This window comes from Dissulfurimicrobium sp., from assembly GCF_049968175.1.
Taxonomy (GTDB): Bacteria; Desulfobacterota; Dissulfuribacteria; order Dissulfuribacterales; family Sh68; genus Dissulfurimicrobium; species Dissulfurimicrobium hydrothermale.
Genome location: NZ_JBMFRG010000047.1, coordinates 1 through 14,869 on the forward strand (window position 1 = coordinate 1; position 14,869 = coordinate 14,869).

General features: G+C 48.9%; 15 protein-coding genes, 1 tRNA gene and 1 pseudogene. 9 read left to right on the forward strand and 8 right to left on the reverse strand.

Annotated elements, in window-relative coordinates; translation table 11 throughout:
* Positions 1-53 precede the first annotated feature (53 nt).
* Positions 54-803, reverse strand: a complete 750-nt coding sequence (locus tag ACP5SG_RS07070; RefSeq protein WP_237888816.1) for a BPSS1780 family membrane protein — start codon at positions 801-803, stop codon at positions 54-56.
* A gap of 13 nt (positions 804-816) precedes the next feature.
* Positions 817-1,002 (reverse strand): hypothetical protein, encoded by a 186-nt coding sequence (locus tag ACP5SG_RS07075; RefSeq protein WP_237888815.1) that lies wholly within the window; start codon positions 1,000-1,002, stop codon positions 817-819.
* Positions 1,003-1,192: 190 nt separating this feature from the next.
* Here ACP5SG_RS07075 and ACP5SG_RS07080 point away from each other — a divergent pair, with 190 nt between their 5' ends.
* The 6 genes from ACP5SG_RS07080 to ACP5SG_RS07105 all read left to right on the forward strand — a co-directional run bounded on the left by ACP5SG_RS07080 (position 1,193) and on the right by ACP5SG_RS07105 (position 6,626).
* On the forward strand, positions 1,193-1,627 hold the full coding sequence (locus ACP5SG_RS07080; protein ID WP_237888814.1) for an arsenate reductase ArsC: 435 nt from the start codon (positions 1,193-1,195) through the stop codon (positions 1,625-1,627).
* Between the two features lie 2 nt (positions 1,628-1,629).
* Positions 1,630-2,580 (forward strand): permease, encoded by a 951-nt coding sequence (locus ACP5SG_RS07085; RefSeq protein ID WP_428123126.1) that lies wholly within the window; start codon positions 1,630-1,632, stop codon positions 2,578-2,580.
* 17 nt (positions 2,581-2,597) lie between these two features.
* Positions 2,598-2,753 carry a (2Fe-2S)-binding protein gene (locus ACP5SG_RS07090; protein ID WP_237888812.1) on the forward strand — a complete coding sequence of 52 codons (156 nt, stop codon included), beginning with the start codon at positions 2,598-2,600 and terminating at the stop codon, positions 2,751-2,753.
* A gap of 186 nt (positions 2,754-2,939) precedes the next feature.
* A complete protein-coding gene (locus ACP5SG_RS07095; protein WP_237888811.1) occupies positions 2,940-3,176 on the forward strand; it encodes a thioredoxin family protein in 237 nt (78 codons plus the stop codon).
* 104 nt (positions 3,177-3,280) lie between these two features.
* Entirely contained in the window at positions 3,281-5,845 is a 2,565-nt protein-coding gene (locus tag ACP5SG_RS07100; RefSeq protein WP_428123117.1) for an EAL domain-containing protein, read from the forward strand.
* A 631-nt stretch (positions 5,846-6,476) separates the two neighbouring features.
* Positions 6,477-6,626 (forward strand): SDR family oxidoreductase, encoded by a 150-nt coding sequence (locus tag ACP5SG_RS07105; protein WP_237888809.1) that lies wholly within the window; start codon positions 6,477-6,479, stop codon positions 6,624-6,626.
* A 436-nt stretch (positions 6,627-7,062) separates the two neighbouring features.
* Here ACP5SG_RS07105 and ACP5SG_RS07110 read toward each other — a convergent pair whose 3' ends face one another.
* Both ACP5SG_RS07110 and tsaD read right to left on the reverse strand, forming a co-directional pair.
* On the reverse strand, positions 7,063-7,590 hold the full coding sequence (locus ACP5SG_RS07110) for a DUF2062 domain-containing protein (protein WP_428123119.1): 528 nt from the start codon (positions 7,588-7,590) through the stop codon (positions 7,063-7,065).
* Position 7,591: 1 nt separating this feature from the next.
* Entirely contained in the window at positions 7,592-8,623 is a 1,032-nt protein-coding gene (tsaD, locus tag ACP5SG_RS07115) for a tRNA (adenosine(37)-N6)-threonylcarbamoyltransferase complex transferase subunit TsaD (protein WP_237888807.1), read from the reverse strand.
* 140 nt (positions 8,624-8,763) lie between these two features.
* Between tsaD and ACP5SG_RS07120 the strand changes: the two genes are divergently transcribed.
* Together ACP5SG_RS07120 and ACP5SG_RS07125 are read left to right on the forward strand one after the other, a co-directional pair.
* Entirely contained in the window at positions 8,764-10,125 is a 1,362-nt protein-coding gene (locus tag ACP5SG_RS07120) for a phosphomannomutase/phosphoglucomutase (RefSeq protein ID WP_237888806.1), read from the forward strand.
* Positions 10,112-10,624: a DUF721 domain-containing protein gene (locus ACP5SG_RS07125; protein ID WP_424661765.1), complete on the forward strand. Its 513-nt coding sequence runs from the start codon at positions 10,112-10,114 to the stop codon at positions 10,622-10,624. Before ACP5SG_RS07120 ends, ACP5SG_RS07125 begins: the two co-directional genes overlap by 14 nt.
* Positions 10,625-10,668: 44 nt before the next feature.
* Here ACP5SG_RS07125 and ACP5SG_RS07130 read toward each other — a convergent pair whose 3' ends face one another.
* Positions 10,669-11,394 carry a tRNA1(Val) (adenine(37)-N6)-methyltransferase gene (locus ACP5SG_RS07130; protein WP_237888804.1) on the reverse strand — a complete coding sequence of 242 codons (726 nt, stop codon included), beginning with the start codon at positions 11,392-11,394 and terminating at the stop codon, positions 10,669-10,671.
* A gap of 15 nt (positions 11,395-11,409) precedes the next feature.
* Complete coding sequence (locus tag ACP5SG_RS07135) at positions 11,410-13,149, reverse strand: methyl-accepting chemotaxis protein (protein ID WP_428123124.1); 1,740 nt, start codon at positions 13,147-13,149, stop codon at positions 11,410-11,412.
* 143 nt (positions 13,150-13,292) lie between these two features.
* On the opposite strand from ACP5SG_RS07135, the gene ACP5SG_RS07140 reads away from it, so the two are divergent.
* A tRNA-Lys gene (locus ACP5SG_RS07140) sits at positions 13,293-13,368 on the forward strand.
* A gap of 139 nt (positions 13,369-13,507) precedes the next feature.
* Here ACP5SG_RS07140 and ACP5SG_RS07145 read toward each other — a convergent pair.
* Positions 13,508-13,603 (reverse strand): annotated as a pseudogene (locus ACP5SG_RS07145) (type II toxin-antitoxin system Phd/YefM family antitoxin); the annotation flags it as partial.
* Positions 13,604-13,736: 133 nt separating this feature from the next.
* Positions 13,737-14,852 carry a glycosyltransferase family 4 protein gene (locus ACP5SG_RS07150; RefSeq protein WP_428123128.1) on the reverse strand — a complete coding sequence of 372 codons (1,116 nt, stop codon included), beginning with the start codon at positions 14,850-14,852 and terminating at the stop codon, positions 13,737-13,739.
* Positions 14,853-14,869 lie beyond the last annotated feature (17 nt).

A 14,869-nucleotide genomic window follows, 5' to 3' on the forward strand; every position in this document is an offset into this window, starting at 1 on the left:
TCTCTTAAGAAGGCGAGGATAGCACATGGCCGGTGTGCGGGAAACAGTTTTTTTTAGGCGGCGCCGGCAGGCATATGTTGGGGTCTTGTCTCTTCAGAAAAGATATCCTTAAAACTTGCATAGATTGATGTTATGGTGATGGGCATGAGCATGATCAACCCGAGGCCGAGGGTGAATACGGTCAGGATGCCCAAAAGCAGATAAATTAACCCATAGACGGTCATTGACAAGACGTTTTTCATGCATGCCTCGATGCTGAGTTTCATGGCCTCCATGGGTCCTGTCCCTGTGAGCATGACAAGTGGGATGGCATACAGCATGGCTGAGGCGAACAGGAGCGCTAGTATGAGCAGTAGAATAGAGACAAAGACCGCCCCTACGGCAAGATGGACGACGGAGTAGAGACCTAGATATGCCCTGTGCATGAGCATGTGCATCCCAAGCCCGCCTATGGTAATGAATATCAACGCAGCGCTCAGGATGTTGAAGCCGATGCCGACAGCGCCGAGGATAATGACATTGTTGCGGATTACAGGGTCTTTAAAGGCCGCGATAAGGTGTTCAAAAGAGGGTTCCCTGCCAGTTTCCCAGTCGTGGGCGGCCTTAAATAGTCCGCCTGTAATGCCTGGCATGAGAAGGGAGAAGGCAAGCCACCCCAAGAACGGGAGGATGTGCAAGAATATGCCGATAAGCCAGTACGCCAGACACAGCAATATCCACATACCAAGCCTGGGCCTCACGATCTTCCATCCGCCGATGTACCACGCTGCGCCTTTTGCAGCAGCTACCGTATTGGCTTTCATGGTTTAACTCCTTTCATTCAAGGCCGGTCTGATGGACCGTGTCTATGTCTTTGACCTTTTTCAGTGGCCTTAAAAAATCTTTTATGACAAAAAGTGATGGTGTCGCAAAAGGTCGCCAACCGCTGTGTTGCGCTGCATCCGTCGTCACTGCGGCGTACAGGGAGTATGCCTCATTCTCCAGGATCTGCGCACCTTGCATTTACGATTTTTGCTTAGCCATCTCATATAATGATTTTTTACGAGATCATCAAAAATGTTTGTCTATAGATAGATTATGGGGATTTTTATCTTCCGGCAAGAAAATTTTTTCTTGCCCGTCGTATGTTGTCTTGACATTATATATAAAAATTTTTATTTAATATCTTAAAAAAGATTCGACAGAGACCCTGATGAAGCACATCCTTTTTCTATGTACTCAAAACTCCTGCCGGAGTCAGATGGCTGAAGGCATCATAAACCAGGCCCTTAAAGGCCTGGTCAAGGCCTTTTCAGCAGGGACGAGCCCTGCCGGCGTCCATCCGCTTGCAGTCAGCGTGATGGGCGAGATCGGGATCGATATCTCTCGAAACCGATCAAAATACATAGATGAATTCAGCGGCCAGCGCTTTGATCTAGTGGTCACGCTGTGCGGCGGGGCTGCCGAGACCTGCCCGTTTATACCTGATCAGGGGCCGCGGGTCCATTTTGGCTTTGACGACCCAACAGAGGCGCAAGGCAGCGAGAAAGAGAGGCTTGTCGCCTTCAGACGATTAAGGGACGAGATGTTTGAAAAGCTCGTCCCGTTTGTCAGGGAAAGGCTTGGTCTTAAGGAGGCGTCATGCTGAAGATATTTACATTGTTTGCCGATCTCATTACCTACCGTTGGCTGAGCCTCAATCCTGGGGCGCATCTTACTGAGGCCCTGCATTTTTTTATCGAGGACACGACCAAGATATTTTTCCTCCTGACCGTGATCATCTTTTTCGTCTCCATTGTCAGGAGCTTCTTTACCCCTGAAAGGACGAGGAGGTTTCTGCGAAATAAAAGGCTGATAATCGGCCACATACTTGCCGCGGCGCTAGGTGTAGTGACGCCGTTCTGCTCGTGCTCGGCCTGCCCGCTCTTCATAGGTTTTGTCGAATCCGGCATCCCTCTGGGCGTGACCTTCAGTTTCCTCATCTCGTCTCCCATGGTGAACGAGGTCGCGCTCGTCCTGCTCTTCGGTCTCTTCGGCTGGAAGGTAGCGGCGCTTTATCTCTTTTCAGGCCTTGCAGTGGCCATCGTTGCTGGTATTGTCATCGGCAGGCTGAACATGGAAAGATACGTCGCTGACTACGTATGGCAGATAAGGATGGGCGAGGCGGCTGTCCCTGAGATGACCTGGCATGACAGGTTTGAATACGCAAAGGGTTATGTAAAGGACATCCTGCGACGCATCTGGCTATATGTGTTGGGTGGTATCGCCGTAGGCGCATTTGTCCACGGCTATGTGCCGGAAAATTTTCTGCTGAGATACGCAGGGCCTGGCAACCCCTTTGCCGTGCCCATAGCGGTCCTGATAGGCGTTCCGCTTTACAGCAATGCAGCAGGCGTGATCCCAGTAGTCCAGGCCTTGATGAGCAAGGGTCTGCCGCTCGGCACCACCCTTGCCTTTATGATGGCGGTGACCGCCCTTTCGTTTCCTGAGGCCATGATCCTGAGCCAGGTGCTAAAGAAGGAGCTTCTCGCCGTATTTTTTGGTATAACAGCCGTGGCTATAATAATTGTTGGCTATCTCTTCAATTTCGTTATGGGCTAGAGAAAAGGAGGCGGATCATGCCGGAGACTATTTGTTACTGCTTTAATTACACGGATGAAGACATCATCGACGATGTAAAGACGCACGGCCGGTCTTTGATCCTTGAGAGGATCATGGCAGCCAAAAAGGCCGGAAGATGCGAGTGCGCCACAAAAAATCCAAGGGGCCGCTGATGCCTTGCCGACGTCCGCCGGGTTGCGGATAATGCGATGAGTTAATATGGATATGGTTTATCCAAGAAAGCAAGTAAAGAAGGCAAGGAATCCCTTGAGAAGGCGGTTGCCATATCTGCCTTTGCGGCTGCTGCGGGTGATAAAAATTAATTTGAGCAATCGAGATAAAGAAAGGAGATATAAATAATGAAGATCGAGATACTTGGACCCGGCTGTCAGAGATGCGAGGCCTTGGCAAGAAATGCGGAAGATGCGGCAAAGGAGCTTGGGCTCCAGGCCGAGATAGAAAAGGTGACCGAGATGGGACGGATAGTCGGCTATGGGGTCATGGCAACGCCGGGTATCGCGATCGATGGCAAACTCAAGGGGTCGGGTAAGCTGTTTACAGTTGACGAGATAAAGGCCTTTCTTCAGGGGCGCTAGCGCATCTTGCAATTGCAAGCGGCCGGGTTTATACTTAAATATGGATGCTCGGTCCTTTTTATATCCGCCGAAGCATGAGAGATTTGAGGTAGAAATTATGCCCGATGTATGATGTATGTCCCGTCCCGGCGGATATCTTTGTCTTTAAAGACAGCCAAGGCAGGTGGATCGATGCAAATCTGTCGGCCTTAAGGCTCTTCGGCCTTGAAGATACGTCATGGCACGGCAAAAGCGACGAAGAGCTCATCAACCTTGCCGGCTTTCCCTCGGCCGTGGAGGTGTTTATGCGGGCTGGTCGGATGGAAGAAGGGGCTGGTTGGCATGGCAGGGGGGTCATAGCTTTACAGGACGGCCGCCAAAAAAAATTTGCCATCTCCTGGGCCCCTGCATTTAGAGAAAATAGTTTAATAGATGGACTGATTCTCTTTGGCAGGGACTTGGCAGGTTGCCCGGAGGCCGAGAAAGACGATTATGGAAATGAGCTTCTTGGCAGGCTGCTGGTGCTTATGTTTTCAAGCGATTCGCTCAAGGCGCGCACGACCTCTTTTCTGGGTGGGATTCATTCGCTACTCCCCGCCGTCACAAAATCATCGGTCTTTTTGAACAGCGAAAATGAAGAAAAGACCCTCCTCCTCTTCGCATACAGGAATCTCGATCTGCCGCTTATAAAATTTTGTCAAAAGGTGCCTTACAATTGGTGCCTGTGTGGGAGGGCGGCGGCTGGCAAGAGGATAATCAAAGAAGACGTCGACAACGACCATGAAATCAGATTTGATTCGATGGCGTCGCACGGCCATGTGGTCTTGCCCATTAAATATAACGACATCGTCCTTGGCGTTCTAAGCCTACATCTCAAGCCAGGATCCCTATTTTCAGCCGGAGAGCTCGGGCTTGTCGATTCCGCCGCAAACATTATCGGCGCCGCCATCCGATATGACAGCCGCTATAAAAAGTCTGAAAGACTGGGGATGGACAAGGCTCTCTATCTCCCCCATGCAGCTGCCCTTGAGGAATGGCTCGATCTCTTAGCCGTGGCGTTCGAAGATACAGAAGATGGTCTGACTGTCACTGATCCAATGGGCAAGATATTGATGATAAATCCAGCCGTTACAAGGATCACTGGCTATTTACCCGAGGAAATCATAGGCCAAAATCCTAGGGTCTTAAAATCAGACCGCCATGGCAGTGAATTCTATAAGGAGATGTGGAAGGCTATAAAAAAGGTCGGCAGATGGCAGGGTGAGATATGGAATAGAAGAAAATCGGGCGAGGTATATCTTGAGCAGCTTACAATCAATGCAATAAAAGATCGGACTGGCAATATAATAAATTACATTGCTACATTTCATGAGTTATCGTGCAGCCTGGAAAGGCAGGCTGCCTTACAGGGCGTCCAAGATTATGATCCATTGACCACCCTCCCGAATCTGCCCCTTTTTCTTGATTATCTTAAATTAGGTATAGAGGCCGCAGGCCGGAAGGAAAAGCTGGTCGTAGCGCTCATAGATTTAGATGATTTTACAGCCATCAACAATAGCTTTGGTTTCGTCGTCGGTGACAACATATTAAAGATCGTCGCCAAGCGGTTGATGACCGCTGTCCGCCTAGGGGATACGATTGCGAGACACGAAGATGCCTTTTTCCTCCTCTTGAGAGACATAAAGAGTGAGGATGACGCCATGGTGATATTGAACAGATTGATGGAAGCTGTATCCTCTCCAATTTTTTTGGAAGGCCGAGAGATCCATCTTAACTGTTCAATCGGTGTAAGTTTCTACCCGTCAGACGCCTTGATACCCGATCAGCTTGTAGGAACGGCAAGGATAGCCTTAAAAAAGGCTCAAACACATGGAATCGGACATATCGAGGTCTTTACGCAGGACTTAAACAAAAGGATGACCTCCGATCTTATTTTGTTGTATGGGCTTAAAAAGGCAGTGAGCGACAAGGAATTTATTTTGTATTATCAGCCGAAGCTTGACCTTTTGACCAGACGGATTATGGGGTGCGAGGCATTGATCCGTTGGATACGGCCTGATGGTGTCTTTGTTTCGCCTGCGGAATTTATTCCAATTGCTGAAAAAAGTGACTTGATATTTGCAATCGGTGAATGGGTGATAAAAGAGGCGGTCAGGCAGGCGGTTGAATGGCGTGACTTGGGGCATCCGATAAGTGTTGCCGTAAATCTTTCTCCAAAGCAGTTCAGACAAAAAAATCTGGTCGATATGGTAAAGACGATCATTGGTGCGGCAGGGCTTCATCCATCTTGTTTGGAGTTTGAGATCACGGAGACCGCTATTTTGGAGGACGAAGAAGACGCCATAGGGATCCTATGGAAGCTCAAAAAGTTAGGCATAAATATCTCAATCGATGACTTTGGTACAGGATATTCGTCACTTTTTTACTTAAAACAACTCCCAATTGATGCCCTCAAGATAGACAAGACCTTTATCGACGGGTTGCCTGATTTTGAAGACGATGCCTTAATTACGAGCGCCATTATAAACCTTGCACATTCGCAGAAACTTATGGTCATTGCCGAGGGAGTGGAAAGGGATGCGCAGCTCGAATTTTTAAATAAGGCCGGCTGCGATGGAATACAGGGGTTTCTCTGCTCTCCCCCAGTACCGGCGGCGGATCTTTTGGAGAGATTAAAAAACCGGGCCTGATCATTCCAAAATCGAGACATCAACATTGAGAACGATTTGTGCACAGACAGATATTTCAAGAGAGGAATTTCTTAAGGCCCGCAACAAAACTTAGTAGAGTGTTAAAGATTGACTATTTTCCGTCACTCTAAACCTACTAAACTCTGATATAAATCACTATCAGAGTTTAAGTTTACATGTTTAAAGCCGTGAGCATTGCTCACCTGACGCTGCGGCAGGGCAATACCTGTCGCCTTACCCGACACGCTATTTTGCAGTAGTCTGCAAAAATCGCAGTCGCTTTTTAGTTTTATTGGGTTAGAGAGTTTGAAGAGTTTGTGTTGCAAATAGTTTGTATTAATGTCTTTAGCTATCTTAATGTGATTTACCGCTGCATTTAGATCTGTGTTGAATGTTTTGTTTATTGCTGTGTCTATAAATAATCCTCTTTTAGCACGCCTTCCAGAGAAGGCATTAGCTAAATCTGTTTTGGCAAGTTGTTTTACTTCATCATGTCCTATAATTTCAAGTTTGCTTTTGAATGATTAAATAGATTTATTCTAACTGTTAGAAGCCTTTTTGAAATATTCGTGGGAGGCATTGAGGCAAAGCTTGTGGGCGGGAAGAAGGCCGTTTTCAACCGAGGTAAAAGATGCATCGCAAAATCGACCCCGCTTCATGGCGCAATGCCATGCCTGATGACATCGCCGGGGCGGTGCTGTTGGCGTCAGACGCCTCCTGTTTCGTAACAGGTCAGTATATATCCGTAAGCGGTGGGGCCTTATGCCGTGAGATTGTATAACATCAGAGCTGCATGAAGTGGCGCAAAGGGAAGGAATATGGTCCTGTGGGGAATGATATTTTGTCAAAAAAATGGCCATATTTATCATGGCTACCAAGATCTCATCGAGATTTGAGACTGATAATCCGACTACATAGAAATCAGGCAGTTTTTCAACAGGGCGGCATGCAGACAGCTATTGGCTGCCAGAAGTCCTTTTGATGTTCCTAGTTGTTCCATCCGTCTAGTCCTTTATTTATCAAGAGTTACGGCTTATTTTATGGCAGTGTGATTATATATATTACCTATGCAGGTCCTTAAAAAATGGCAACAATAATAAACTAGAGTAACCTACTAGTTATTTAATAAATCTATATATAATCTCAGGAAACGTGACAGCTAGTATAAAACAAGAGGTAATAAATGCTCAAAATAAAGGTCTTTCATAGACAGCGGCTTACCGACCTCTAAACCATCGGTTATTCGAGGTCTCCAGATACCTCTTTATCTTTTTTCTCTGACGCGCTGTATACAGATATATGGAAAGAAAATAGGCCCCTACTCCGAACGGCAGGGCGAAAACGACCCCTCCTACCAGCATAGTGACGATGATATCCGTGCCAATTGCGTAAATGTGCCTAAGCGTGGCAAAGAAATCGACACCATGGGCCAATTTGATCAGGCTGTAGATTTCGTTCCAAGAGACACGGTTTCCTGTCAGCCACACCCCAATCTTCCATGCCGCATAATAGTGAATAAGCATGGTGAATGGATTGCTGACCAGGAAGCTGGCTATTACACCAGCAATGATATTACCTCTCAAAAGTGTGCAAAGGGACACGATAATTATCGTATGCAGCGGCACTGTAGGGGTAAGTGCAACGAACGTCCCAATAGCGACACCGCGGGCAGTGACAATTGGGTCCCCCTTTAACCTCAGCAGCCGGAGCCAGTAGTATCTGAGCGTCTTTAAAGGATTTAACATGTTATTGCCCATCGAAAGACCTCGAATATACATCTGCATCGCTGCCTAAGAATAGACCTGCCTTCAGCCGATGATACCCGGCAAGGCCAACCATGGCGGCATTGTCGGTGCAGAGGGCCGGGGATGGTAAAAATATCCTGAAACCGCTGACCAAAGCGGCCTCTGAGGCCTTTTCCCTTAGCCTCTGGTTCGCCGCCACTCCACCGCAGATGACCAGATCTTTTATGCCATATGTCATTAATGCAGAAACGGCTTTTTCCACGAGCACATCAACCACCGCCTCCTGAAACGAGGCGCATACATCCTCGATAGGCACCAAGGCACCCTCACGCAGTCTCTTTACAGAGGTTAGAACCGCCGTCTTAAGCCCGCTGAAGCTGAAATCAAAGGGGGTATCCCTGAGCCTCGCCCGTGGATATTGAAATGCACAGGCATCCCCCCTACTTGCAAGGCGCCCTATTACAGGGCCGCCAGGGTACTCAAGGTCCAGTATCTTCGCAACCTTGTCAAATGCCTCTCCAGCCGCATCGTCCCTGGTCTGTCCGAGCGGCTCTGCAGAGAGGAAGTCTCTTACCAAATAAAGGGCCGTATGGCCGCCAGAGACGACAAGGCCGATGAATGGAAAACAGGGCTTTTCTTCAAGAAAGACGGAAAGGAGGTGGGCATGCACATGATCTACACCCGTAATCGGAAGGAAACGCGCCGCTGCCAATGCCTTGGCAAAGGAAAGACCTACCACTAATGAGCCGACGAGACCTGGGCCCTGGGTTACAGCCACAGCATCAACATCCCTAATGCCAATCCCTGCATTCGAAATGGCCTTCTCCACCACCTGGACGATGGCCTCAAGATGGCAACGCGAGGCGAGCTCAGGAACGACCCCGCCGTATTCGCTGTGTACAGCTATCTGCGAAGCCACCACACTGCTCAATATACGCCTGCCGTCTTCAATGATTGCAGCAGCGGTCTCGTCGCAGGATGTCTCGATGGCAAGGATATGTCTTGGTCCAATTTCATGATTGTATCTATTCACAACTCACAACCGCAACCTAAAAAATCTCTTAATCCTTACGACACAAATGGACAGAAAGGATCTTTTAAATAAAACGATGCGATAGTATAAGATATCAACCGGGTTTTTTAAACCGGATTAAAAAGATTCGGAGGACGGCGATGCCGATAAACCCGCATATCTTCAGGGAATACGACATACGAGGCAGGGTGGATGAAGACCTGGGCGATGATGCGGTCTTCGCTATAGGGAGGGCCTACGGGACATATGTCATAAAAAATGGACTTAAAGAGGTTGCATGCGGCAGGGACGGAAGGGCCCACTCAGCGCATATCCAAAAGATCCTGATAGAGGGCATCACATCTGCAGGTATCAATGTCATAGACGTTGGCCAGTGCCCGACGCCGCTTCTTTACTTCGCTATATTTCACCTCAAGACAGACGGCGGCATACAGGTTACGGGCAGCCACAACCCGCCTGAATTCAACGGATTCAAGATGTGCCTCGGGACATCCACACTGTATGGTCGGAGGATACTCGAACTCGAGGAGATAATCGAAAAAGGGGCGTATTCCCATGGTAAGGGCGCGGTGAGGTCTTATGACATTTCAGGTCCCTATCTCGATTACATGAAAGAAAACATCCATATCTCCCATCGGCTTAAGGTCGTTTTGGATGCTGGAAACGGCGTCGCAGGGCTGGTTGCGCCAAGGGCCTTTGAAGACCAAGGTTGCGATGTAATCCCGCTGTTTTGCGATGTGGATGGCTTATTTCCAAACCACCACCCCGACCCTACCGTTCCGGCAAACCTCGCGGCGCTAAGGGACAAGGTCCTTGAGACAGGGGCGGATGCAGGCATGGCCTATGACGGGGATGGAGACCGCCTGGGCGTAGTGGATGAAAAGGGCGATATTGTCTTTGCAGATCGGCTCATGGTCATATTCGCCAGGGAGGTCTTGAAAAACCACCCCGGGGCTGCCATAATCGGGGAGGTCAAGTGCTCGCACATACTCTACGAAGAGATCGAAAAGGCAGGGGGGCGGGCCATTATGTGGAAGACCGGCCACTCACTTATCAAAAAGAAGATGGCCGACGAGGGCGCGCTCCTTGCGGGCGAAATGAGCGGGCATATCTTCTTCGCCGATCGTTATTTCGGCTATGACGACGGGGTATATGCATCGTTAAGGCTTGCCGAGATAATGGCGTCTGATGAGAGGCCGCTTTCATATCTCTTTAAAGACCTGCCGGAGATATATTCAACGCCAGAGATCCGTATAGAATGCCCTGATGAGAGGAAATTCGCCATAGTGGAACGAGCGAAGGGGTGGTTTTCAGCAAGATTCAAGACCATAGACATAGACGGCGTAAGAGTTATCTTCGACGATGGTTGGGGACTCATTCGGGCGTCCAACACCCAGCCGGTGTTGGTGCTGCGTTTCGAGGCCTCAAGTGAAAAGAGGCTCGGCGAGATCCGTAATTTAATGGAAAATCGCCTCAAGGAGATTGTGGGTGGACAAAAATAAGGGCCGTGGCCGCCCAATCCTGTTGTCTGGGATATTGAAGACCGCTTTCGAGCGCCGGGGATGGGAGGACAGGCTCTCAAGGGCTGAGGCTTGGAGATCCTGGGAAGAAGTTATGGGCCATGAGATCCCACTTTACGCATGGCCCGATAGACTTCAAGGCAAAGACACCCTGGTCGTCAAGGTGTCTGATTCCATTTGGATGCAACAGCTGTCTTTTATAAAAAACGAGATGCTTGACCGCCTGAATGCAAGGCTCCCGAACCGAATGCGGTTTAAAAACATAAGGTTCGAACTCGGTGATGTGGATGGCTTGAGATCCCTTTGGCACTCGAAGGGCCGAGACAGTTGGGATAAAAAAGACGCAGGGATACCGGCGCCTGATCCTCGCGTAATGGAAACGGCGGAGGCCATGGTCCGCAAGATCAACGACAAGGAGCTGGCGGAGTGCCTTAAAAGGCTTTATGTCAAATATGTCCAAGGAAAGGGGCGCCAGACATAAACACCCAGCTGGACTAGCGTTGAAAGGCCGTCGATTATATAGTCTTATATCGTCCGAGGTTGAGCAATCGGTTCAATATATCTGGGAGGAAGTACAGTCATCTCCTCGCCAGCGTCTTTGCAACCCTCGACAACGATAAGTCTTGCATTCGCCCCAGGCCTTGGATATATCATCTGCATCCGTTTCGGCTCGAGCTGGACCTCGCGCATAGTGGACAACAGTTTTACTGTAAGGCTTGCCGGATATATGAGGCTTATGCGCCCTCCGGGCCTCAGGGCGTAACGGGCGGACTTGAGCAGTCTACTCAAATCCGTCAGTATCTCATGCCTGGCCAGGGCATCGCATGGATGTGTACAGAGTCTGCCTGAACCCGCGGAGCGGTAAGGCGGATTGCTCACAACATGGTCGAATTCCCCGGGTGCGACGACCTCGTGTATCCTGTTCAGATCCCATTCTATCAGACGGATGTGTCCTTCCATCCCGTTCAATCTGATGTTTTCCAAGGCAAGACAGGCCATGTCTCTTTGGACCTCGATCGCCGTTATCCTTGCATCTTCATGTCTCTTGGCAAGTATCAGGGCGATGACCCCGCAGCCAGCGCCGAGGTCGAGGACCTGTTCCCTCTTTTTGAGCCGGATGAAATCACAAAGCAGCAGGACATCAACAGAAAAACGGTAGCCCATTTGAGGCTGAAGGAGCTCAAGGCCCTCTGATTTTAGACAGGTAAGGCCTGCCTTGCCGGTAAGCAGGTCTGAATTCGCGCTATCCATTTCTCACTCGAATGATCACAACTTGAAGGTCCCGATGATCTCCTGCAGACGGCTGGCCAGCTCAGAGAGCTGCCTAGCCTGCTCCTTAGTGGACGCTGCATCCCTCGATGTGTCTTCTGCAAGTCCCGACACCTCACCGGCAAGTGCAGAGACCTGGCTTATACCATCGGCCGCTCCGCTGATATTGTTTGTTATTTCGCTCACGGTAGCCGTTTGCTCTTCAACTGCCGATGCAATGGTATTATCAATATCATTCAATTTATCTATTATACTTTTTACTTCACTTATGGCCTCAACTGTATTTTCGCTTCCATCTTGTATGGTCTTGATCATTGATGTTATCTCTTCTGCTGCTCGAGCTGTCTGCTTGGCAAGTTCCTTTACCTCATTTGCGACAACAGCGAAACCCTTGCCTGCCTCTCCAGCGCGGGCTGCTTCAATTGTTGCATTTAATGCCAAAAGATTTGTCTGTCCCGCTATCTCACTTATTAGCCTGACCGCCTTCCCTATTTCTGTTATATTAGCTCCTAATTTAAGAACCTGTTCGCCTGATACATCCATCTTCTCCTTAGCTTGATTGCTTATCGATGCAGCTTGGACTACATTTGTCGCTATTTCCTGTGAAGCTATCGAGAAATCATTAACAGCTGAAGCAATGGTCTTGATATTATCACTTGCCGTTTCGCTGATGCTCGAGGTATCTTTGGCTCTCATTGATGACTTTATGCTCTGATCAGCCATAACAGCACTTACAGACAAGAGTTTTTTTGCAGATGCCGATACCTCCTCCGCCTCTGATTTTACACCTTTTATAAGTCTATAAAGCCCTTCCTGCATCTTTTTAAATGCAGCGGCAAGTACCCCTATTTCATCATTCGATTTGATATATATCTCATGGGATATATCACCATTTGAAATACGCTCCGCCTGCAAAATTATATCATTAAGAGGCCTTGTAAGTACACGTTTTATAATGAAAGAGACGATTGCTATAATCATAAATATGCCCAAAAAGGTCACACAGGCCACTACAAGCTGATTGTTTCTCAATTGGGCCAAGGCGCTGTCCAAAAAGAAGATGAGTTCAAAGGCACCGTGGACCTCGCCAGCCTTCCAACCTTCCATGACAGTGCCGGTTGGGTCTTTGCCTTCATCATTTCCCCAATATTCCCTAGAAAGCCTTGGGTCGCCGTGGCACATCTCGCAGTCTTTGGTAAGGACTATCGGCCTGAAGAACCGAAGCACATCTTCTTCTTTACCTGTATTTGGATTTTTATATCTTCCGAAGACAGCTATATCGGTATCTTTGCCGGTGGAGAGTCTTTCCAGCACCTCCTTTTCCGTCGGGTCTGGTGTGTTGTTGGGATTTCTGGGGTTTATTTTGGGTACACGGAGGAGATATCCCGCCTCTTTTGCATTCTTTTCAAGCATGGAAATGGCGCTTACCACAGGCACTGTCTCGAGAAGTTTTTGAAGCGCCGCCTTTTTATAAGCTGGATCCTGACTTTCCAACCCCCTTTTTATATCGTACACATAGGTTTTGAAGGCACCCTGGCTATTAAGCTTAGCTATCATTGAACGCATGGCTTCGGCCTGGATTACGATCGCCTTTGCCTCGCGAATCACATTTTCTTTGAGCTGATCATGTCCCCTTGCACCAATAAGGTAAGTGAGCAAGAATGATCCGATCATAAGCAATATGATTAAGGCTAAATTTATCTTTTTGCTGAGGCTGAGATCTTTAAACCGCTCCATGAACCCTCCCTGAAAATTAATTAGTAATAAATCTCAAAATTAATTTTATTCTACCTTAAAACAGAAAGTCAATATTTGTTTGGCCTATCCAACGGCTTGACATGAAACAAAATCGTGGTAAAAAACTCTCTGTTTTTGCATATGGGCCGTTAGCTCAATTGGTAGAGCAACTGACTCTTAATCAGTAGGTCCTAGGTTCGATCCCTAGACGGCCCACCAAGCCAGTACCCATAAGTCCCTTGAGATGAAAGCAGATGCCTTTACGGATCATCGCTTCTATTTCCCCTATACTCGCTCTCTAGTGGCAACGCAGCCAGGCGAGTCCGGTACATAAGTGGATGAGATGTCTGTGTTCTTAAATGGTCAACAGCACATGGGCAGGGCGACCACGATCAGTAATAATTAGTCCACTGCGGGCTGACTTCTTGGCCCGACTGGCATCCTGGTTGAATTTTCAACTACCTCTCATTGTCAACTTATGTAACTAGACAGTAGCTGCTTAAACAGCAACAGCCTTTTCAAGTGGATGTCCTTTTGTTTTGCCCATAGCCCAAGACCTGGGATAGGTAGTTAATTTAGCGCTTACTTTAAAAGAGCCGTCGCCGCTCTTCTATGGCCTCATCAAATATCTGCAGTGTGGCGTCAGCGGCCTTTTGCCAACTAAAACGTTGGGCGTTCACTTTGGCGCGCTGGGCCAGATTCCGGCGCAGCGTCTCATCGGTAAGCAGTGCCAGTAGGCCCTTGGCTATGGAACCAACATCATGCGGATCTACCAGGAGCCCGGCATCCCCGGCAACCTCCGGCATGGATGAACAGTTCGAAGTCAACACCGGCGTACCCCTGGCCATCGCCTCCAGAAGCGGCAAACCGAATCCTTCATACAGCGAAGGCATGGCCAAAAAGAGGGCATGTGCATACAAGGTAGAAAGCATTTCATCACTAACATAACCCAGGATATGAACGCTGCGGTTCAGGCCAAGTCGTGACGAAACAGCCTGCGCATCCACCCCGCCCCACCCTTTGCCGCCTGCAATAACGAGCAGAATACTATTCTTTATACCTTCTGGCAGGGTAGCATAGGCCTCCAGCAGGCGATATAGATTCTTACGTGGCTCAAGCGTGCCAACAAACAAGAAATAGGGACGATCAATCCCTATGGATTTTAGAGACCCCCGGGAAGCGGTTGGATGCAAAGCAGGCGCCCCCAAATGCACCACCCTCACCTTATTCTTCGCTTCCGGCATCTCCGCAACGAGATCCTGTGCGGTATGACCGGACACCGTAATTACGCGGTCTGCGATACGCACTGCCGCCGGCATTTGTTTTGCGTCAAGCCAGCGGGCGAAGGGTCTCATGGTTTCCCCGGCATGTTTCCAAACCAGATCATGAATGGTTACGACACGGGCAATCCGCCGGGGCAAATAGTAAGGCAGCCGATGCCCGGGGGCCCAGAACAGATCAATATCATCCTGATTTGCCCACCAGGGAAGGACACTCTGGGCCCAGGCCAGGCGTAACATACGCCTCGGCAAATTGATTGCCTCAGGCAGATTGGCGGTGCGCAACTGCACGTTGGACTGAGACCAATCCCCCACGACGAGAGGGCGATGAGAATAAAGGAACCACTTATGGCCACGATCGACAAGGACCGCAAGCATTTCGTATGTGTAGCGACCAATACCGGTTATCCTCTCGGACAGTATACGTGCGTCAACTCCAA